Source organism: Streptomyces siamensis (assembly GCF_039543605.1).
Lineage (GTDB): Bacteria > Actinomycetota > Actinomycetes > Streptomycetales > Streptomycetaceae > Streptomyces > Streptomyces siamensis.
Genome location: NZ_BAABKB010000001.1, coordinates 460,338 through 480,810, shown reverse-complemented (window position 1 = coordinate 480,810; position 20,473 = coordinate 460,338). Strand labels below are relative to the sequence as shown.

At 68.7% G+C, this 20,473-nt stretch carries 18 protein-coding genes; 9 read left to right on the top strand and 9 right to left on the bottom strand.

Features of this window, described 5'->3' with window-relative positions; all coding sequences use genetic code 11:
• Positions 1-2 precede the first annotated feature (2 nt).
• The 6 genes from murJ to trxA all read left to right on the top strand — a co-directional run bounded on the left by murJ (position 3) and on the right by trxA (position 7,364).
• Positions 3-2,255, top strand: coding sequence for a murein biosynthesis integral membrane protein MurJ (gene murJ, locus ABEB03_RS02110; protein ID WP_345640216.1), 2,253 nt, complete (start codon positions 3-5; stop codon positions 2,253-2,255).
• A 118-nt stretch (positions 2,256-2,373) separates the two neighbouring features.
• A complete protein-coding gene (locus ABEB03_RS02105) occupies positions 2,374-4,095 on the top strand; it encodes a protein kinase family protein (RefSeq protein WP_345640215.1) in 1,722 nt (573 codons plus the stop codon).
• A 28-nt stretch (positions 4,096-4,123) separates the two neighbouring features.
• Positions 4,124-4,852, top strand: coding sequence for an RNA polymerase sigma factor SigM (gene sigM / locus ABEB03_RS02100; protein ID WP_345640214.1), 729 nt, complete (start codon positions 4,124-4,126; stop codon positions 4,850-4,852).
• The gene (locus tag ABEB03_RS02095; RefSeq protein ID WP_345640213.1) at positions 4,849-5,841 is read left to right on the top strand and encodes an anti-sigma factor family protein; all 993 of its coding nucleotides are present in this window, start codon (positions 4,849-4,851) and stop codon (positions 5,839-5,841) included. The genes sigM and ABEB03_RS02095 overlap by 4 nt, the downstream gene beginning before the upstream one ends.
• A 182-nt stretch (positions 5,842-6,023) precedes the next feature.
• Positions 6,024-6,989, top strand: coding sequence for a thioredoxin-disulfide reductase (gene trxB, locus ABEB03_RS02090; protein ID WP_028804101.1), 966 nt, complete (start codon positions 6,024-6,026; stop codon positions 6,987-6,989).
• 42 nt (positions 6,990-7,031) lie between these two features.
• Positions 7,032-7,364, top strand: coding sequence for a thioredoxin (trxA, locus tag ABEB03_RS02085; protein ID WP_028804102.1), 333 nt, complete (start codon positions 7,032-7,034; stop codon positions 7,362-7,364).
• 154 nt (positions 7,365-7,518) lie between these two features.
• Here the strand turns inward: trxA and ABEB03_RS02080 are convergent, their stop codons facing one another.
• From ABEB03_RS02080 to rpmH, 9 genes are all read right to left on the bottom strand, one after another.
• Positions 7,519-8,136: a GNAT family N-acetyltransferase gene (locus ABEB03_RS02080; RefSeq protein ID WP_095935439.1), complete on the bottom strand. Its 618-nt coding sequence runs from the start codon at positions 8,134-8,136 to the stop codon at positions 7,519-7,521.
• Between the two features lie 343 nt (positions 8,137-8,479).
• Complete coding sequence (locus ABEB03_RS02075) at positions 8,480-9,574, bottom strand: ParB/RepB/Spo0J family partition protein (RefSeq protein WP_345640209.1); 1,095 nt, start codon at positions 9,572-9,574, stop codon at positions 8,480-8,482.
• Complete coding sequence (locus tag ABEB03_RS02070) at positions 9,571-10,644, bottom strand: ParA family protein (RefSeq protein ID WP_078629360.1); 1,074 nt, start codon at positions 10,642-10,644, stop codon at positions 9,571-9,573. Before ABEB03_RS02070 ends, ABEB03_RS02075 begins: the two co-directional genes overlap by 4 nt.
• Positions 10,645-10,978: 334 nt before the next feature.
• On the bottom strand, positions 10,979-11,695 hold the full coding sequence (gene rsmG / locus ABEB03_RS02065) for a 16S rRNA (guanine(527)-N(7))-methyltransferase RsmG (RefSeq protein WP_095935441.1): 717 nt from the start codon (positions 11,693-11,695) through the stop codon (positions 10,979-10,981).
• 118 nt (positions 11,696-11,813) lie between these two features.
• Positions 11,814-12,323 (bottom strand): Jag family protein, encoded by a 510-nt coding sequence (locus ABEB03_RS02060; RefSeq protein WP_095935442.1) that lies wholly within the window; start codon positions 12,321-12,323, stop codon positions 11,814-11,816.
• A 15-nt stretch (positions 12,324-12,338) separates the two neighbouring features.
• The gene (yidC, locus tag ABEB03_RS02055) at positions 12,339-13,625 is read right to left on the bottom strand and encodes a membrane protein insertase YidC (RefSeq protein WP_345640204.1); all 1,287 of its coding nucleotides are present in this window, start codon (positions 13,623-13,625) and stop codon (positions 12,339-12,341) included.
• 3 nt (positions 13,626-13,628) lie between these two features.
• Positions 13,629-13,994, bottom strand: coding sequence for a membrane protein insertion efficiency factor YidD (gene yidD, locus ABEB03_RS02050; RefSeq protein ID WP_345640202.1), 366 nt, complete (start codon positions 13,992-13,994; stop codon positions 13,629-13,631).
• Positions 13,991-14,362: a ribonuclease P protein component gene (gene rnpA / locus ABEB03_RS02045; protein WP_345640200.1), complete on the bottom strand. Its 372-nt coding sequence runs from the start codon at positions 14,360-14,362 to the stop codon at positions 13,991-13,993. Before rnpA ends, yidD begins: the two co-directional genes overlap by 4 nt.
• Positions 14,363-14,381: 19 nt before the next feature.
• A complete protein-coding gene (gene rpmH, locus ABEB03_RS02040; RefSeq protein ID WP_003949374.1) occupies positions 14,382-14,519 on the bottom strand; it encodes a 50S ribosomal protein L34 in 138 nt (45 codons plus the stop codon).
• 397 nt (positions 14,520-14,916) lie between these two features.
• Here rpmH and dnaA point away from each other — a divergent pair, with 397 nt between their 5' ends.
• The 3 genes from dnaA (at position 14,917) to gnd (ending at position 20,372) form a co-directional block, all read left to right on the top strand.
• The gene (gene dnaA, locus ABEB03_RS02035) at positions 14,917-17,010 is read left to right on the top strand and encodes a chromosomal replication initiator protein DnaA (RefSeq protein WP_345640197.1); all 2,094 of its coding nucleotides are present in this window, start codon (positions 14,917-14,919) and stop codon (positions 17,008-17,010) included.
• Positions 17,011-18,176: 1,166 nt separating this feature from the next.
• On the top strand, positions 18,177-19,307 hold the full coding sequence (dnaN, locus tag ABEB03_RS02030; protein ID WP_095935448.1) for a DNA polymerase III subunit beta: 1,131 nt from the start codon (positions 18,177-18,179) through the stop codon (positions 19,305-19,307).
• 189 nt (positions 19,308-19,496) lie between these two features.
• On the top strand, positions 19,497-20,372 hold the full coding sequence (gene gnd / locus ABEB03_RS02025) for a phosphogluconate dehydrogenase (NAD(+)-dependent, decarboxylating) (RefSeq protein ID WP_345640193.1): 876 nt from the start codon (positions 19,497-19,499) through the stop codon (positions 20,370-20,372).
• Positions 20,373-20,473 lie beyond the last annotated feature (101 nt).

Sequence of the window (20,473 nt, the reverse complement as noted above, 5' to 3'; positions counted from 1 at the left end):
CCATGAACGCGCCGTACAACGGTGACCGCGGCCAGGGCGCGGGCAGCTCGGGCTACCCGGACGGATACTCCGAGGGCTACCCCGAGGGCCCCCCGCCGGAGCAGGGCCAGACGCAGCCGGGCCCCCCGGCCGACATGTACTTCCAGGACGCCTACAACCAGGATCCCTACCGGGGCCAGGACCTCTCCGCCCAGGATCCGGTGACCGAGGCGCTCTACGACCGTGCCGCGCACCCCCCGCCGCCTCCCGGCACGTATTACCCGCCGCAGGCGCTCTACGCGCAGCCCCCCACGCCTCAGCACGCCCCCGACCCGCGTGTGTGGGCCCAGACGCCCCCGCCCGAGCCGGCCGGCCCCACGCGCCACCTGCCCTACGGCGACGACGCGCGCACCACCCAGTACGTCGGTGTCGACGACCTGGTCACCCAGGCCGGTGACGAGCGCCACGAGCCCGACGCGTTCGCCCATCTCTTCCGGGACCAGCAGCAGGGCGGCGCCCGTCCGCAGTACGCCGCTCCGGCCGGGGAGTACGCCGCGCCGCCCGGTGTCCCCGCACCGGCTCCCGAACCGGCTCCGGCCGCCACGGCACCGGCGGCTCCCGCCGCCGCACCCGCGTCGAGGGGCGGCGGGCGGGCCTCGGGTCTGCTGAAGTCCAGCGCCGTGATGGCGGCGGGCACGCTGGTGTCCCGGCTCACCGGCTTCGTCCGGACCATGATCATCACGGCTGCCCTGGGCGCCGCGACCCTCGGTGATGCGTGGACGGTGGCCTACACGCTGCCGACCATGATCTACATCCTGACCGTCGGCGGCGGCCTGAACTCCGTGTTCGTGCCGCAGCTGGTGCGATCCATGAAGGAGGACGAGGACGGCGGTGAGGCCTACGCCAACCGCCTGCTGACCCTCGTCATGGTCGCCCTCGGTGTGATCGTCGCGATCGTGGTCTTCGCGGCACCGCTGCTGATCCAGCTGATGTCGGACTCCGTCGCCAGCGACCCGGCCTCGAACAACGTCGCCGTCACCTTCGCCCGCTACTGCCTGCCCACGATCTTCTTCATGGGCATCCACGTGGTCATGGGGCAGATCCTCAATGCCCGCGGGAAGTTCGGCGCGATGATGTGGACCCCGGTCCTCAACAACATCGTCATGATCGCCACCTTCGGTCTGTTCCTGTGGGTCTACGGGACGTCCGGCGACTCTGGCATGTCGGTCCACAACATCCCCGCGGACGGAGTCCGTCTGCTGGGCGTCGGTACCCTGCTCGGCCTGGTCGTGCAGGCCCTCGCGATGGTGCCGTACCTGCGCGAGACCGGCTTCCGCTTCCGGCTGCGGTTCGACTGGAAGGGCCACGGCCTCGGCAAGGCCGTCAAGCTCGCCAAGTGGACCGTGCTCTTCGTCCTCGCCAACCAGGCGGGCGTCCTCGTGGTCACCCAGCTCGCCACCGCCGCGGGCAAGGCCTCGGGCAAGAGCGGCGCGGGCATCATGGCCTACTCGAACGCGCAGCTGATCTGGGGCATGCCGCAGGCGATCATCACCGTCTCGGTCATGGCCGCGATGCTCCCCCGGATCTCGCGCGCCGCCCACGACGGCGACGCCGGCGCGGTGCGGGACGACATCTCCCACGGCCTGCGCACCTCGGCCGTCGCGATCGTCCCCGTGGCCTTCATGTTCGTCGCCCTCGGCATCCCGATGTGCACCCTGCTCTTCGGCTCCAGCGGCATCGACGCCGCCCAGTCGATGGGCTACGTGCTCATGGCCTTCGGCCTCGGCCTGATCCCGTTCTCGGTGCAGTACGTCGTCCTGCGCGGCTTCTACGCCTACGAGGACACCCGCACCCCCTTCTACAACACGGTCATCGTGGCCGCGGTCAACGCCGCCGCCTCGGCCCTGTGCTACGTGATCCTGCCCGCCGAATGGGCCGTCGTCGGCATGGCCGGCGCGTACGGTCTGGCCTACGCCGTGGGTGTCGGAGTGGCCTGGCAGCGGCTGCGCAAGCGCCTCGGCGGCGACCTCGACGGAGCCCAGGTCCTGCGCACGTACGCGCGGCTCGGCCTGGCCGCAATCCCGGGCGCCGTGGTGGGCGGCGCCATCGGCTTCGCGGTCACCGGGGCCCTCGGGGACGGGGTCTTCGGATCGATCGCGGCGCTGCTGGTCGGTTCGGTGGCCCTCCTCGGCGTCTTCTACGTCGCTGCGCGCAAGATGCGCATCGAAGAACTCAATTCAATGGTCGGAATGGTCCGCGGGCGCCTGGGGCGCTGAGGCGGGGGTACGCGCACAACCATCGTCCGTCGCCGTGTGTCGTGCATAGCGCCGGACTGTGGGCACAATTGGTTTCTGCGTCGGACAGCGCGCAACGGATGGGGAGGCGGGAACGACGGTGGCGGAACGGAGCACGGCTGCCGTCGACGTGGCAGACAACAGCGGTGACGAGCCGCTGACCGCCAAGGCGGACCAGTCCACGTCCGACGGGGTGGCCCAGGACCGGGAGCGGGAGACGGACAGCGAAGAGGCACAGGGGAGCGGCGGGATCGAGAATCCCGGAAAGGCCTCACCGCCCGAGTTGCACAGCGGTCACAAACTCGCCAGGCGCTACCGCCTCGAGGAGTGCGTCACCCGACTGGACGGTTTCAGCAGTTGGCGCGCGGTGGACGAAAAACTCCGCCGTGCCGTCGGCGTGCATCTACTGCCCGCCGATCACCCGAGGGCCCGTTCGGTGCTGGCGGCGGCCCGGTCGTCCGCCCTCCTGGGCGATCCCCGGTTCGTCCAGGTCCTGGACGCCGTCGAGGAGAACGACCTCGTCTACGTCGTCCATGAGTGGCTGCCGGACGCCACCGAGCTGACGGCTCTCCTGGCCGCCGGTCCGCTGGAGGTGCACGACGCCTACCAGATGGTCAGCCAGGTCTCCCAGGCCATGGCCGCGGCCCATCGCGAGGGCCTCGCGCATCTGCGTCTGACGCCGGGCGCCGTGCTGCGCGCGTCGACCGGCCAGTGGCGCATCCGCGGCCTCGCCGTGAACGCCGCGCTGCGCGGCATCAGCTCCGACACCCCGCAGCGCACGGACACGGAGGCGATCGGCGCGCTCCTGTACGCCGCGCTCACCCAGCGCTGGCCGTACGAGAACGACGCGTACGGCCTGTCCGGGCTGCCCAAGGGCGTCGGCCTCATCGCCCCGGACCAGGTGCGCGCCGGCGTCCACCGAGGGCTTTCGGAGCTGGCCATGCGCGCGCTCGTCAACGACGGCGCGACGGCCTCCCGTCACGAATCGCCGTGCACCACGCCCGAGGAGCTGGTGAAGGCGATCAGCGAGATGCCCCGCATCCGCCCGCCGGAGCCCGCTTTCACCGCCCCGCCGGAGTACCAGCGCACGACCTACCAGCAGGGCACGTACGGCCGCCCCGCGGGCCGTCCCGGTGCCACCCAGCCGCTGCCCACCCCGCCGCCCCCGCTGCAGAGCCGTACCGGCACCGCGCTCAAGTGGGCCGTGTCGGCGTTGCTCATCGCCGCTCTGGGACTCGGCAGTTGGCAGCTCGCGGACGCGCTCATGGACCGCGGGGGCAAGCCCGAGGACACCAAGCAGACGCACACGACGGACGGCAACGACAAGGGCGACGACAGCACCAAGCCGACCAAGCCGATCGCCATCCAGGGCGCCACGGAGTACGTGGCCGAGGGCGACGCCCAGCACCCGAACGACGTGGGCAAGACGTACGACAACAGCCCGACGACCGGGTGGCGGACCAACAGCTACAAAGAAGGTCCGAAAATACTGATCAAGCCTGGCGTCGGCATCGTCTACGACCTCGGCTCTGCCCAGAGCGTGTCGGCCGCCGACCTCGCGCTCCGGTACGGCGGCCCCCACACGAAGATCGACCTGTACGCGACTGCCACACCGGATTCGTCCACACCACTGAGCTCGATGACGAAGCTCGGCTCGGTGACGACGAACGGCACCTCCGCCAAGGTGAGGGTCGAAAAGCAGAAGAAGAGCCGCTATGTGCTCGTGTGGCTGACCGCGATGCCGTACTCGGGCAACGACTCCGCCAACTACAGCTACGCGGGCTACAAGCAAGCCATCACGGACGTGAAATTCACCGGCTGACGTCCGTCGCGGGAGGGGAGGGGGTCCGATGGCCGATGAAGTCGCATACGACGAAGCAAGCGATCAGGATCTCCTCTCCCGCCATGTAGCGGGCGACCCGGACGCCTTCGGCGAGCTCGTACGGCGCCATCGCGATCGGCTGTGGGCGGTGGCCCTGCGCACGCTGGGAGACCGCGAGGAAGCCGCTGACGCGGTTCAGGACGCCCTCGTCTCCGCCTACCGGGCCGCCCACACCTTCCGCGGCCAGTCGGCCGTCACGACGTGGCTGCATCGCATCACGGTGAACGCCTGCCTGGACCGTGCCCGCAAGGCCGCCTCCAGGAAGACCTCGCCGGTCGACGACACCGAACGCCTTGAGCAGCTCCTCGAACCGCACGAGTCCGCTTCCGCGCCGGCCGAGCGCAATGACCTCCACCGCGAGCTCATCGGCGCCCTGGGCACGCTTCCGGCCGACCAGCGCGCCGCCCTGGTCCTGGTGGACATGCAGGGCTATCCCGTCGCCGAAGCCGCCCGCATCCTTGACGTCCCCACCGGCACGGTGAAGAGCCGCTGCGCTCGCGGCAGAGCCAGACTGCTCCCGCTGCTCGCCCACCTCCGCACGGCCGGGGGCGGCGAGGAGTCCGAGAAGTCGGGTGGCCGAAGGAACCGGACGCAGGGGACATCCGTCCCACCGGCAGCGGGACCGCACGATGTGGGCCCCCAGGATGCAGGGCCAAGCGATTCAGCTGCTGTGAAGGGCGGAGGTGGGCGAGCGTGACATCCACGACGGACACGGCCGGGCACCCGGACGTCGCGGAGATCTCCGACCTCACCGAGGGTCTGCTCTCGTCTTCCCGTACCGAGGACGTGCGACGGCATCTCGAGACGTGCGCACTCTGCTCCGAGGTGTACGAGTCGCTGGAGGAGATCCGAGGACTGCTGGGCACGATGCCCGGTCCTGCGCGTATGCCCGACGACGTGGCCGGCCGTATCGATGCGGCCCTCGCGGCGGAAGCGCTGCTGAGCGCCACGGCACCCGATCACGCGGCGCGTGCGCAGGACGAGCACGCCGATGTTTCACGTGAAACATCGGTCGAACCCTCCACCACCGACACTCTTCTCACGCCGCTCGGCGCAGGAGCCCCCTCGTCCGCCGGCGAATCCGGCTCCCCCGCTCCCACCGACCGCCCTTCCGGACATCCGCGGGCGGCCACCGGACCGGGCCGTGCTCACCGAGCACGCCGCGGGCGGCGCAGGGCGGTCGTCCTCGGCACCGTCTTCACCGCCGCCGCTCTGGGACTGGGCACGATCCTTGTGCAGTCCATGGGGGGCGACGGCTCCGGCAAGGAGCCCCAGACGCGCGCACAGCAGGAAACGTCGTCGAAGGTCACCTTCTCCGAAGGACAGCTGGAACAGCGGGTCTCGGACCTGCTGTCCAAGAACAAGAGCACGGGAACCAAGTCCGGCAGTGCCAAGCCCTGGGGCGCCGCGTCGCAGGGCACGGGCACCGAACCCGGTGGGGTCGACACTCTGATCACGCCGAAGGTGCCGGTGCCCGACTGCGTGCAACAGGGGACCGGAAACGCCGGAGCAGTGCTCGGCTCCGAGAAGGGTACGTACAAGGGGACGAGTGTCTATCTCGTCGTCCAACCCGACGCATCCGACGGCACGAAGGTCACGGCGTACATCGTCGACGACGCCTGTGAGAAGGAGGGCTCGGCGACGCCGGGCAAGCTGCTTCTGACGAAGTCGTACGACCGGTCCTGACACCGTCTCTCTCGACCCCGCTCGTCCCCGGATACCGCATGGGATCTGTGTGCGGTACGACGTCTCCGTGTGCCCGGACACAGCGGGAATTGAAGCCCCTTAGGATCCGTTGGGTGGGGTGAGAGTACTGAGAGTGGCTCCCACCGGATACGCAGCAGTCTCCAGAGACGAGGAATCAAGCCGTGAGCGACGTCCGTAACGTGATCATCATCGGCTCCGGGCCGGCCGGCTACACGGCGGCGCTCTACACCGCGCGCGCGTCGCTGAAGCCGCTGGTCTTCGAGGGCGCCGTCACCGCAGGCGGTGCGCTGATGAACACCACCGAGGTGGAGAACTTCCCCGGCTTCCAGGACGGCATCATGGGCCCGGAGCTCATGGACAACATGCGCGCCCAGGCCGAGCGTTTCGGCGCCGAGCTGGTTCCCGACGACGTCGTCGCTGTCGACCTGACGGGCGAGATCAAGACCGTCACGGACACCGCCGGTACCGTGCACCGCGCCAAGGCCGTCATCGTCACGACGGGCTCCCAGCACCGCAAGCTCGGCCTGCCCAACGAGGACGCACTCTCCGGTCGTGGCGTCTCGTGGTGCGCGACCTGTGACGGCTTCTTCTTCAAGGACCAGGACATCGCCGTGATCGGTGGCGGCGACACCGCGATGGAGGAGGCGACCTTCCTCTCCCGCTTCGCCAAGTCCGTCACCATCGTCCACCGCAGGGACTCCCTTCGCGCCTCCAAGGCGATGCAGGAGCGTGCCTTCGCCGACCCGAAGATCAAGTTCGTCTGGGACAGCGAGGTGGCCGAGATCAAGGGCGACCCGAAGCTGGAAGGCCTGACGCTGCGCAACCTGAAGACCGGCGAGACCTCCGAGCTGCCGGTGACCGGTCTGTTCATCGCGATCGGCCACGACCCTCGCACCGAGCTCTTCAAGGGCCAGCTCGACCTGGACGACGAGGGCTACCTCAAGGTCGCCGCGCCCTCCACCCGGACGAACCTGACCGGTGTCTTCGGCGCCGGCGACGTCGTCGACCACACCTACCGCCAGGCCATCACCGCCGCCGGCACGGGCTGCTCGGCCGCTCTCGACGCCGAGCGCTTCCTCGCCGCTCTCGCGGACAGCGAGACCGCTGCCGCGACTGCCACCGTCTGACCCTCACCCGCCCCACCGCACCAACAAGTTAAGGAGCCCGCCGTGGCCGGCACCCTGAAGAACGTGACCGACGCTTCCTTCGACGAGGACGTCCTCAAGAGCGACAAGCCTGTACTGGTGGACTTCTGGGCCGCCTGGTGCGGGCCGTGCCGCCAGATCGCGCCGTCTCTCGAGGCCATCGCCTCCGAGTACGGCGACAAGATCGAGGTCGTCAAGCTCAACATCGACGAGAACCCGGCCACGGCCGCCAAGTACGGCGTCATGTCGATTCCGACCCTGAACGTCTACCAGGGTGGCGAGGTCGCCAAGACCATCGTCGGCGCGAAGCCGAAGGCCGCGATCGTGCGCGACCTCGAGGCGTTCATCGCCGAGTAGTCGGTGTTCGCCGCGGCGAGCGGCACATGTTTCACGTGAAACACGAATGGGCCAGCCCGAAAGGGCTGGCCCATTTGCTTGACCGTCATAGAGGCCTCGTCACCTCTGTCGAGCGGTGCCGGACCGGCTCTATCGAGCGGTGCCGGACCGCCGGTCACAGTGGACGGAGCGCCGGCTCCTTCTGCACCGCTCCCAGGAGCCGGTCCAGAGCAAGCTCCACGTCTTCCTTCCACGAGAGCGTCGAGCGCAGCTCCAGCCTCAGCCGTGGATAGGTGGGGTGCGGCCGGACCGTCTTGAATCCCACGGAGAGGAGATGGTCGGCGGGGAGCACACACGCCGCCTCCTTCCACCGCGCGTCGCCAAAGGCCTCGATCGCTCTGAAGCCCCGGCGCAGCAGATCCTTGGCGACCGTCTGGACCATCACACGACCGAGTCCCTGCCCCTGGTAGCCGGGCATGATGAAGGCGGTCATCAGCTGCACCGCGTCCGGCGAGACCGGGCTCGTGGGGAAGGCCGTGGAGCGGGGGACATAGGCGGGGGGCGCGTACAGCACGAAGCCCACCGGCACGTCGTCCACGTAGACGACGCGGCCGCAGGAACCCCAGTCCAGCAGGACCGCGGAGATCCAGGCTTCCTTTTCCAGTGCCGGTGTACCCGCCTTTACCGCGGCTTCTCCACTGACTGGGTCCAGTTCCCAGAAGACACACGCGCGGCAGCGCTTGGGAAGGTCCTGGAGGTTGTCCAGCGTGAGCGGTACCAGCCGACGCCCCATGAAGGGTGTTCCTCGCTTCCTTCACCCGCGGCATCGCGGGCGGCTGTCAAGGCACTGCGCTCCCTGAGCAGGCTGCCGACGAAGCCGCCGACCGCCCCTAGACCCAGGCCCGCGGTCACCAATCCGGTACGGCTCACGGTTTGCATGGCCCCCGCCTCCCCAATGAAGGTGCTGCCAGGTGGATGCGCCATACCCGTTCGCATCGTATCCACGATGCGATTCCATCGATACCGCCAGAAAGCAAAGAGCGGACCGTGTTCCGGTACACACCGGACACAGTCCGCTCTGCTGGTCGGGTCGACGGCAGAACGTGCCGTCGAGCGGCCGCGGCTACTCGGCCGGCTCAGGCCTCCGAGTCGTCGGAGTCGTCATCCAGAAGGCTCTTCTGCAGGACAGGGCCCTCGCCGGGCGCCAGGGCGCCGAGGATGCGCTCAAGATCGTCCATCGATGCGAACTCGACGGTGATCTTTCCCTTCTTCTGTCCCAGGTCGACCTTCACTCGCGTCTCGAAGCGATCCGAGAGGCGCGTCGCCAGGTCGCTCAGAGCCGGAGAGACGCGACCGCCGGCTCGGGGTCCCTTGGAGCGCGGCGCGCTCTGCGGGCGGGAACCCATGAGCGTCACGATCTCCTCGACCGCCCGCACCGAGAGCCCCTCGGCCACGATGCGGTGGGCAAGCCTGTCCTGCTCCTCAGAGTCCTCGACGGAGAGCAGGGCCCGCGCGTGACCCGCGGAGAGAACACCCGCCGCGACGCGGCGCTGGACCGCAGGGGAGAGCTTCAGCAGACGCAGGGTGTTGGAGACCTGCGGGCGGGACCGTCCGATGCGGTCCGCCAGCTGGTCGTGCGTGCAATTGAAGTCCTTGAGGAGCTGGTCGTAGGCGGCCGCTTCCTCCAGAGGGTTCAGCTGAGCGCGGTGGAGGTTCTCCAGCAGGGCGTCCAGGAGGAGCTTCTCGTCGTCCGTGGCTCGGACGATCGCCGGAATGGCCTCCAGTCCCGCCTCACGGCAGGCCCTCCAGCGCCGCTCGCCCATGATGAGCTCGTAGCGTGCCGGACCCAGCTGACGCACGACGACGGGCTGGAGGAGCCCGACCTCCTGGATGGAGGTGACCAGCTCGGCGAGAGCGTCCTCGTCGAAGACCTCACGCGGCTGACGCGGGTTGGGAGTGATGAAGTCGAGCGGCAACTCGGCGAAGTGCGCGCCGACGGGCTCCGAAGGCATCTCGAAGGATGCGACCTCCGCCGGCTCCTCCGTTTCATGTGAAACAGGCGGCAGCGTGGCCACCTTCGCCGCAGCCACCCCGCGCTCCGCCGTGAGGACAGGCGCGGCCGTCGGCGAGGTGGGCGTCCCACCCGCCGGAGACGCCGGCCTCTCCCCTGTCGGAGCCGCAGGGATCAGTGCGCCGAGGCCGCGCCCCAGCCCCCGTCGTCGCTCACTCACTGGATCCCCTCCACCGTGTTCTGATCGTTCTGCGCACCCGCGTGTGCGTGCTGCGCGTCGTACGCCACTCCGACCCCTCGGAGGGCGATTTCCCGTGCGGCCTCAAGATACGAGAGAGCACCACTGGAACCCGGATCGTAAGTCAGGACGGTCTGCCCGTAGCTCGGGGCCTCGGAGATACGGACCGAGCGCGGAATGCTTGTCCGCAGCACCTCGTCACCGAAGTGGTTCCGTACCTCGTCCGCGACCTGCGACGCGAGACGCGTCCGGCCGTCGTACATGGTGAGCAGGATCGTCGAGACATGGAGAGCGGGGTTGAGATGTCCCCGCACCAGGTCCACGTTGCGCAGGAGCTGCCCCAGCCCCTCCAGCGCGTAGTACTCGCACTGGATGGGGATGAGTACCTCCGCACCGGCGACGAGCGCGTTGACCGTGAGGAGGCCCAGCGACGGCGGGCAGTCGATGAGGATGTAGTCCAACGGCTGCTCGTACGCCTGGATCGCGCGCTCCAGCCGGCTCTCCCGCGCCACCAGGGACACCAGCTCGATCTCCGCACCGGCGAGATCGATCGTGGCGGGAGCGCAGAAGAGACCTTCGACGTCCGGGACGGGCTGGACGACTTCCGAGAGCGGCTTGCTGTCGATCAGCACGTCGTAGATGGACGGGACTTCGGCGTGATGGTCGATGCCCAGCGCTGTGGAGGCATTGCCCTGAGGGTCGAGGTCGATCACCAGGACACGACCACCGTGCAGCGCCAGTGAAGCGGCAAGGTTGACCGTGGTCGTGGTCTTGCCCACCCCACCCTTCTGGTTGGCGACCACCATGACCCGGGTCTGCTCGGGCCGTGGCAGACCCTCGCCGGCGCGACCTAGCGCCTCCACCGCAAGTTGGGCAGCACGACCGATGGGAGTGTCGTCCATCGGGGGCGGTGTTTCACGTGAAACATCCTCCCCCATCGACTCGGTACGGGGACCGGGGACCGGATCGGTCATCGGTCCCGCGATGTTGGCGTCGGACCGCAAGGATTCACTCTCCTCGACTTCAGGCTCGCAATGAACAGAGCCTCCCATGCCTTCGGGGTCGTGAACCAGCGAGGCCCGTTGTTCTGTGGAGAAATCCACCTCTGTGGACAACTCCGCACCCTCTCCGAGTGAACCGAGAGGCTTTCGGTCGCGAGGTTCGGCCGCAGCACGGCCGCGGCTGATGATTCCGTGCAACAGTGAGCGACGTTTCACGTGAAACACGATGCATAGCCACGCAGGCCATCACCGCGCGACACTCCGAGATGCGTAGGTTTGGAGGCTTGTGTGGAGTACGGACAGCCACCCGACCTGATCGGGCGGAGTGACGAAGAACTCCCGGCTCCGCACAGCGGAACCGGGAGTACGAGGCCTTCTCAGGAGATCAGCGTCGACGCCGGGCCCGACCGGTTCGGGCGGCCTTGGCTCGCTTGGCTGCGAAGCGCACACCACCCGGGCTCTCGCCGACCTCCACACGCACGACGGTGGAGAGCGGGTCGACCACCCCGTCCCCGACGTGGAGCACGGACGTCTCCACGGCACCGAGCTTGCTCAGGGCCGTGGCAGCGCTCTTCAGCTCCTCCTCCGCGGTATCGCCCTTGAGAGCGAGCATCTCGCCGTAGGGACGCAGCAGAGGGATCCCCCACGTGGCCAGACGGTCCAGAGGCGCCACGGCACGGGCGGTCACCACGTGGACGGGAGGCAGCTTGCCCATGACCTCCTCGGCACGTCCACGGACGACCGTCACATGATCGAGGCCCAGGAGCTCCACGACCTCGGTGAGGAAGTTGGTGCGCCGCAGCAGCGGCTCGAGCAGCGTGATCTTGAGGTCCTCCCGGACGAGCGCCAGCGGAATGCCCGGCAGTCCGGCACCCGAGCCCACGTCGCACACCGTCACACCCTCGGGAACGACCTCGGAGAGCACCGCACAGTTCAGCAGGTGCCGCTCCCAGAGCCGGGGTACTTCACGCGGGCCGATCAGACCCCGCTTCACTCCCGCCTCGGCCAAGAGCTCCGCGTACCGCACCGCGTCCGCGAAGCGATCGCCGAAAACCTCGCGCGCCTGCTCGGGCGCAGGGGGAAGCTCCGCTGCCTCCGTCACGGGGGGACCGTCCTTCCGTACCGCATGAGCGCACTGGGCGCTGTCTCCAGGACTATCAGGCTGACAAAATTCGGCCCCGTCTGCGCAACAGACGGGGCCGATGGAACGTACGTACCGATCAGGCGGGAAGCACGACGACGAAGCGCTGAGGCTCCTCGCCCTCGGACTCGCTGCGCAGCCCCGCGGCCTTGACCGCGTCGTGCACCACCTTGCGCTCGAAGGGCGTCATCGGCTTCAGCTTCACGGGCTCGCCCGAGCTCTTGACCTCGGCCGCGGCCTTGGCGCCCAGCTCGGAGAGCTCCTCGCGCTTCTTGGCCCGGTAGCCCGCGATGTCCAGCATCAGGCGGCTGCGGTCCCCGGTCTCCCGGTGCACTGCCAGGCGAGTGAGCTCCTGGAGCGCCTCCAGCACCTCACCGTCACGGCCGACCAGCTTCTGCAGGTCACGGCTCCCCGCGTCGCTGATGATCGAGACAGCGGCGCGGTCGGCCTCGACGTCCATGTCGATGTCACCGTCGAGATCGGCGATGTCGAGCAGACCTTCGAGGTAGTCCGCCGCGATCTCGCCTTCCTGCTCCAGGCGGGTCAGGGTGTCGCCCTCGGTGGCGGCGGAGGTGGTGCCTTCCGTCACGGGATGGACTCCTTCTTACTTCTTGGACGGGGACTTGGGCCGCTGAGGACCCTTGCGCTGTCCGGACTGGGCCTTGCTGCGGGTACCGGCGCCGGGCTTGTTGCCGCCACCGGCCGGCTTGGCGGGGGAGGGCTTGGCGTCCTCCGGCTCGTCGGACTTGCTCAGCGAGGTCTTCGGCTCGGTCTCGTCGGCCGCCTTGGCGGTGCCCGACTGGGACTGACGCTGCGACTTGGACTGCCGCTTCGGCTGCTGACGCTTGGGAGCGGCGCCGGTCACCGTGGTGCCGTCCTCGGTCTCGGCGACGACCGCGACATCACTCTTCGCCACGGTGCCATCGGCCGCAGCGGCCAGGCCCACCTTGGTGAGGCTGTTGATGAACTTGCGCTCGAACTCGTTGCGGTCGCGGCCCTTGGCGACGATCGCCTTGACGATGGCGCGCTCGCCCCGGCTGCGGGTCTTGCCGTGGTGCGTGACGTGCTTGGTCAGACGCTCCAGGTAAGCGGCCTGAGCCTTGGAACCCGGGGTCGGGTTGTTGTGGATCACGTACATCTGCTGGCCCATGGTCCACACGTTGGTGGTCAGCCAGTAGACGAGGACACCGACCGGGAAGTTGATACCGAAGACGGCGAACATGACCGGGAAGACGTACATCAGCATCTTCTGCTGCTGCATGAACGGCGTCTTCACCGTGGTGTCGACGTTCTTCGTCATCAGCTGGCGCTGCGTGTAGAACTGCGACGCCGACATCAGGACGATCATGATCGCGGTGACGACGCGGACGTCGGTCAGCGAGGCGCCGAGCTGGGCGACCTTGTCGGCGCTGTCGGTGAACTTCGCCGCGAGCGGGGCTCCGAAGATGTGCGCCTTACGGGCGCTGGCGAGCAGCGGATCGTCGATGACGCCGATCGTCTTGCCCGTCGCGATGCCGTTGAGCACGTGGTACAGGGCGAAGAAGAAGGGCGACTGCGCCAAGATCGGAAGGCACGAGGAGAGCGGGTTGGTGCCCGCCTCCTTGTACATCTTCATCATCTCTTCGGACTGGCGCTGCTTGTCGTTCTTGTAGCGCTCCTGGATCTTCTTCATCTCGGGCTGCAGCGTCTGCATCGCCCGAGTGGCCTTGATCTGCTTCACGAAGAGCGGGATCAGGCAGATACGGATCAGGATCACCAGGGACACGATGGACAGGCCCCAGGCCCAGCCCGTGTCGGGACCGAAGATCTTCCCGTACACGGAGTGGAACTGGACGATGACCCAAGAAACGGGTGTCGTGATGAAGCTGAAGAGACTGGCAATCGTGTCCACTAATCAGGCTCCTTGAGCATGGGACGGGGTCTCGGCGGCCGGGCTTGAGGGGTGGTCGGACCTACCAGGCCCCTCGGTGGCCGGTTCGGCGGCGGAGTTCCCGCCCTTGCGTGCACGCCAGGCGTTACGCAGCATTTCGTGCCACCGCGGGCGCTTGCGCGGCGGAACATGGTCCACACCGCCCAGCGACCACGGATTGCACCGGAGGATGCGCCAGGCGGTGAGTGCCGTTCCCTTGATCGCACCGTGCCGGTCGATGGCCTGGTAGCCGTAGTGGGAACACGACGGGTAGTACTTGCACACCGGCCCCAGCAACGGACTGATCGTCCACTGGTACAGCTTGATCAGTGCCAGCAGCGGGTACTTCATCGCGCGCCCCCTCCCAGCAGCCGCTGAAAGGCGGCATCCAGGTCTCGGGCCAGCTGTTCATGGTCGGCGTTGCCCGCACCGGGCAGCGCTCGTACGACTACCAGGCTACCGGGGGGCAACAGGGCGACTCGGTCACGCATCAGATGGCGAAGCCTGCGCTTCACCGTGTTGCGTACGACGGCTCCACCCACGGCCTTGCTCACGACGAAACCCGCACGCGTCGGGGGAGCGCTCTCCCCTGGCGCGTGCGGGTCCGTTGCACCGCTACGTAGATGGACGACGAGAAGCGGGCGTCCGGCCCGACGTCCTCGGCGTACCGCGGTCGCGAAGTCTTCGCGCCGCCTCAGCCGATGCTCGGTAGGCAGCACGACATCATGACCTGTGCGATCAGGCGGACAGGCGGGCGCGACCCTTGCCACGGCGGGACGCGAGAATCGCGCGGCCGGCACGGGTGCGCATGCGCAGCCGGAAGCCGTGGGTCTTGGCGCGACGACGGTTGTTCGGCTGGAAGGTGCGCTTGCTCACTCGGGGGCTCCAGAAAGAATCGGTAGTGGCGGGGTGCCGTCCTGGCTGTCACCGTGCGCCCACGAGTAGCTCGTATTACGCCCGAGTGCACCGCTTCCCGATCACTCGACGTGATCTATGCCCATCGGAGGCAGGCGGCAGCAGCCATCGACAACTCGACCTGGTTACGGTACGCGCGGCTACGCCATCCGGTCAAACCAGCGCGTGCCGGGAGACACTATCCACAGGCTGGGGACAACAACTTGAACCGCACCGGTCGCCCTGACTACCGTGGCTGAACTCCGATTCGTTCCCTTCCCACCGCCCCAGCGGTTTTGTTCCCCCCGCCCCACCCGACCGACTTCCCGACCCTTTCCCAGAACCACACGTTCGTGGGACCCATGAGAGAGCGTGCCCTGTGGCTGACGTACCTGCCGATCTTGCCGCAGTGTGGCCACGAGTTCTGGAACAGCTTCTCGGTGAGGGCCGCGGGCAGGGTGTCGAGGCGAAGGACGAGCACTGGATCAAACGCTGCCAGCCCTTGGCGCTGGTCGCCGACACCGCCCTGCTCGCGGTCCCGAACGAGTTTGCGAAGGGCGTACTGGAAGGACGTCTCGCGCCGATCGTCAGCGAGACCCTGAGCCGCGAGTGCGGCCGTCCGATCCGCATCGCGATCACCGTCGACGACTCCGCCGGCGAGCCCCCCGCCCCGGCACCTTCGGCCCCGTCGCGCTACGAGGAGCCCGAGCTCCCCTCCGGGCCCGGTCACGGCCGTGACGCGTACGACGGCCAGGGCGGCGACGACCGCGCCGGCTACGGATCCCAGGGCGACGAGCGCGTGGGGTACGGCTCCCAGGGCGGGGACGAGAGGGCGGCCTACGGCTCCCCGTCCCGCGACGACCGCAGCCCCTACGACACGCAGGGCCGCGATTACGACGCCCCGGCCCGTGACGACCGCGGTGCCTACGACGGCCAGCGGCGCGACGAGTACGAGGGATACGGCCGCCACCGCGCCGACGACCACAGGGGTGGCCGCGCCGACCAGCTCCCGGGCGGTCCCGGTGACCAGCTGCCGTCGGGACGCCAGGACCAGCTGCCGACGGCCCGGCCCGCCTACCCGGACTACCAGCGGCCCGAGCCGGGCGCCTGGCCGCGGCACTCCCAGGACGACTACGGCTGGCAGCAGCAGCGGCTCGGCTTCCCGGAGCGGGATCCGTACGCCTCGCCCGGCCAGGACTACCGGCCGCAGTCGATGGAGCGCCCGCCCTACGAGCAGCAGCGCCAGGACTACGACCAGCCGCGCTCGGACTACGACCAGCCGAGGGGCGACTACGACCAGCGGACCGACCGCCGGGACCTCCAGGAGCCGTCCCCGGGCGGCGCCGGACCCGGGCACCGCGGCGGCCCCTCGCTGCCTCCATCCGGCGCGCCCGGCCCGCTGGCCGCGAAGCCCGCGCCGGCGTCGGGCCCGGGTGAGCCGACCGCGCGCCTGAACCCGAAGTACCTCTTCGACACGTTCGTCATCGGCGCCTCGAACCGCTTCGCGCACGCGGCCGCCGTCGCCGTCGCCGAGGCACCCGCCAAGGCGTACAACCCCCTGTTCATCTACGGGGAGTCGGGGCTCGGCAAGACGCACCTGCTGCACGCGATCGGGCACTACGCCCGCAGCCTCTACCCCGGCACGCGGGTGCGCTACGTGAGCTCGGAGGAGTTCACCAACGAGTTCATCAACTCCATCCGCGACGGCAAGGGCGACAGCTTCCGCAAGCGGTACCGCGAGATGGACATCCTGCTCGTCGACGACATCCAGTTCCTCGCGGACAAGGAGTCGACGCAGGAGGAGTTCTTCCACACCTTCAACACGCTCCACAACGCGAACAAGCAGATCGTGCTGTCCTCCGACCGGCCGCCCAAGCAGCTGGTGACGCTGGAGGACCGGCTGCGGAACCGTTTCGAGTGGGGTCTGATCACCGACGTCCAGCCGCCCGAACTGGAGACGCGCATCGCGATCCTCCGCAAGAAGGCGGTGCAGGAGCAGCTCAACGCCCCGCCGGAGGTGCTGGAGTTCATCGCCTCGCGGATCTCGCGCAACATCCGCGAGCTGGAGGGCGCGCTGATCCGGGTGACCGCGTTCGCGTCGCTCAATCGGCAGCCCGTGGACCTCGGTCTGACGGAGATCGTCCTCAAGGACCTGATCCCCGGCGGCGAGGACTCGGCGCCCGAGATCACCGCCACCGCGATCATGGCGGCCACGGCCGACTACTTCGGTCTCACGGTGGAGGACCTGTGCGGTTCCTCCCGCAGCCGTGTCCTCGTGACGGCCCGGCAGATCGCCATGTACCTGTGCCGCGAGCTCACGGACCTGTCGCTGCCGAAGATCGGCGCACAGTTCGGCGGCCGCGACCACACGACCGTGATGCACGCCGACCGCAAGATCCGCGCGCTCATGGCCGAGCGCCGCTCGATCTACAACCAGGTCACCGAGCTCACGAACCGCATCAAGAACGGCTGACCGCGTGGCCGTCCGTCCCTGAGGACGGCGGCCGTACGCGGCTGAGGGCGCCCCGGGGCACGTCCCCGAGGGCGCCTTTCGCGTTCTCCCCGAGCCGTCTCCGCCGCCAGCGTCCCCGGCGAGTCCGCGGCTGCCGCTCACCGCTCAGGCAGGCGTCCCTAGAGGTCTCCTGGTCCCGTGCCGAGAGGTCCTGGTCCCGTGCCGAGAGGTCCCGGTCCTGTCCCGAGATGCTCCGGCCGGTTCCGCAGGAGGGCTTCCCCCGGTCCGTTCCGAGCGCTCCGAGCCGACGTGCGGTCGCCGGAAAGCACTCCGAAAGACCGCTCCGAAGGGCTCCGGCACCCCCTCTCAGGGGCATCCGGCCCGTGAGCGTCGCAACCGGCGCGTCATCAGCTGTTCGATTAAGAGCCCGGTTACGGCCACTCTCCACAGATTCGGTGACTTTCTGGCGTCCACACCCTGGGGACTGGGAAGTTGTCCAGACTGTGTCCACAGGCGGAGCTGTTGAAAGACCATCAGACCAGGTCAACCGCTTGTGGATTCGTGGACGACCGCTCTCCACAGACTGTGGACGAAGAAAAGATCCACAGGGTGTGCACGGAGTTGTCCACCGTCGACCCACAGGCTTCAGCCGGTTGTCCCCAGCGATTCCCAGCTTCTCCACATGCCTGTCCACTGTTCGGCAACGTGACGCGCCTCCTCACCGTGTCGAGTGAAAGGCGTCACATCAAGGTGCCGGGTTGGGCTGTGGGGAACGTGGGTAAAGCTGGGGACAGCGCTGGGGAGAAGTGGCCCGAGGCTGTGCATCGAGTGTGCAGAACTTTTCGTCGTCCACAGAAGCGCCCGGTTGTCCACCGCCTCCGCCCACAGGGCCAGTGGACAAAAAATCCCGCCTGACCTGCGAAAACGCGGTTATCCACGGTATCCACAGGCCCTACTACTACTCCCAACTAGAGAGAGCCTGAGAATCGTTTCGAAGACGGGGCTGTGCACAACTTGCTCTCGGCGGCTCGACTGCCGCTCGGCACGACTTGACCCCGAGGGGCACCGACTGTCAGCGCGGTGCGTCAGACTGGTCCCCGGTGTCCTTCCCCTCACAAGGCGGAGCGACACCGGGACGACGAAGGCCAGCAGGGCGAGAGCGCCGGCAACAGACGGAGGCGGCAACGGTGAAGATCCGGGTGGAACGCGACGTACTCGCGGAGGCAGTGGCCTGGGCGGCACGCAGTCTCCCGGCCCGTCCGCCGGCGCCTGTGCTCGCCGGCCTCCTCCTGAAGGCCGAGGAGGGCGCCCTGAGCCTCTCCAGCTTCGACTACGAGGTCTCGGCGCGCGTCTCCGTGGACGCGGAGGTCGACGAAGAGGGCACGGTCCTCGTCTCCGGCCGTCTGCTCGCGGACATCTGCCGCGCTCTCCCCAACCGGCCGGTGGAGATTTCCACAGACGGTGTACGGGCGACCGTGGTCTGCGGCTCCTCGCGATTCACACTCCACACCCTTCCTGTGGAGGAGTACCCGGCGCTGCCCCAGATGCCGTCGGCGACGGGCACGGTCCCCGGTGAGGTCTTCGCCTCCGCCGCCGCACAGGTCGCCATCGCCGCGGGCCGCGACGACACGCTCCCCGTCCTGACCGGTGTGCGCATCGAGATCGAGGGCGACACCGTCACCCTCGCCTCCACCGACCGCTACCGCTTCGCGGTCCGCGAGTTCCTGTGGAAGCCGGAGAACCCGGACGCGTCCGCGGTGGCCCTGGTGCCCGCCAAGACGCTCCTGGACACCGCCAAGGCGCTCACCAGCGGCGACAGCGTCATCCTGGCGCTGTCCGGCTCGGGCGCGGGCGAAGGCCTGATCGGTTTCGAGGGCGCCGGACGCCGCACGACCACCCGTCTGCTCGAAGGCGACCTCCCGAAGTACCGCACGCTGTTCCCGACGGAGTTCAACTCGGTCGCGGTGATCGAGACCGCCCCCTTCGTCGAGGCCGTCAAGCGTGTGGCTCTGGTCGCCGAGCGGAACACCCCGGTGCGCCTCAGCTTCGAGCAGGGCGTGCTGATCCTGGAGGCTGGCTCCAGCGACGACGCACAGGCTGTGGAAAGGGTCGACGCCCAGCTGGACGGCGACGACATCTCGATCGCCTTCAACCCGACGTTCCTGCTCGACGGTCTGAGCGCCATCGACTCGCCGGTGGCCCAGCTGTCCTTCACGACGTCCACGAAGCCGGCGCTGCTGAGCGGCAAGCCGGCCGTCGACGCGGAGGCCGACGAGGCCTACAAGTACCTGATCATGCCGGTGCGACTGTCGGGCTGAGCCCTCTCGCGCGCCGGGCCTCAGGGTCCGGCGCGCGTCCACGATGAGGCGACCGTCTGAGCGGGTATGCCCACAGATGTGCGTGAGTTCCCCCGCTGCCCGAAAGGCGTGGGTGGTACCGCCAGGCTTAGGCTCTGACACGGGCACGAGAGTGCCCTCACGCCACGTCGCAACCCTAAGGAACCACTGATGGAGCTCGGTCTCGTCGGCCTCGGCAAGATGGGCGGCAACATGCGCGAGCGGATCCGCCGCGCAGGCCACACCGTCATCGGATACGACCGCAACCCGGACCTCGCCGATGTCCACAGCCTCGAAGAACTTGTGGGCAAGCTGAAGGGCCCGCGCGTGGTGTGGGTCATGGTCCCGGCCGGTGCCGCGACCCAGGCCACCATCGACGAGCTGGCCGCCCTGCTGGAGCCGGGCGACGTCGTCGTCGACGGCGGCAATTCCCGCTGGACGGACGACCAGAAGCACGCCGTCGAGCTGGGCATCAAGGGCATCGGCTTCGTCGACTGCGGCGTCTCCGGCGGTGTCTGGGGCCTGGAGAACGGCTATGCGCTGATGTACGGCGGCGACAAGGAGAACGTCGCCAAGGTGCAGCCGGTCTTCGACGCGCTCAAGCCCGAGGGCGACTTCGGGTCGGTGCACGCCGGCAAGGTCGGTGCGGGCCACTTCGCCAAGATGGTCCACAACGGCATCGAGTACGCCATGATGCAGGCCTACGCCGAGGGCTGGGAGCTGCTGGAGAAGGTCGACTCCGTCACGGACGTGCGCGAGGTCTTCCGCTCCTGGCAGGAGGGCACCGTCATCCGCTCCTGGCTGCTCGACCTCGCGGTCAACGCCCTGGACGAGGACGAGCACCTGGACAAGCTCAAGGGTTATGCACAGGATTCCGGCGAGGGACGCTGGACTGTGGAAGCCGCCATCGACCACGCGGTGCCGCTGCCGGCGATCACCGCGTCGCTGTTCGCGCGCTTCGCGTCGCGGCAGGACGACTCGCCGCAGATGAAGATGATCGCGGCGCTGCGCAACCAGTTCGGCGGCCACGCCGTCGAGAAGGCCTGATCCGAGCCCCGGGTTCTCCACACCCGGGGCGACCCGGTTGTCCACAGCCGGGGGAAAACCGGAGGGCCGGGGAGACCCGGGCCCCGGGAGAACCGAGACAC

Coding starts and splice junctions, on each gene's coding strand:
- gnd (WP_345640193.1), top strand. CDS start 19,497: ATGGAGCTCGGTCTCGTCGGCCTCGGCAAGATGGGCGGCAACATGCGC.
- murJ (WP_345640216.1), top strand. CDS start 3: ATGAACGCGCCGTACAACGGTGACCGCGGCCAGGGCGCGGGCAGCTCG.
- ABEB03_RS02080 (WP_095935439.1), bottom strand. CDS start 8,136: ATGGGGCGTCGGCTGGTACCGCTCACGCTGGACAACCTCCAGGACCTT.
- ABEB03_RS02070 (WP_078629360.1), bottom strand. CDS start 10,644: ATGGGAGGCTCTGTTCATTGCGAGCCTGAAGTCGAGGAGAGTGAATCC.
- yidD (WP_345640202.1), bottom strand. CDS start 13,994: ATGAAGTACCCGCTGCTGGCACTGATCAAGCTGTACCAGTGGACGATC.
- sigM (WP_345640214.1), top strand. CDS start 4,124: ATGGCCGATGAAGTCGCATACGACGAAGCAAGCGATCAGGATCTCCTC.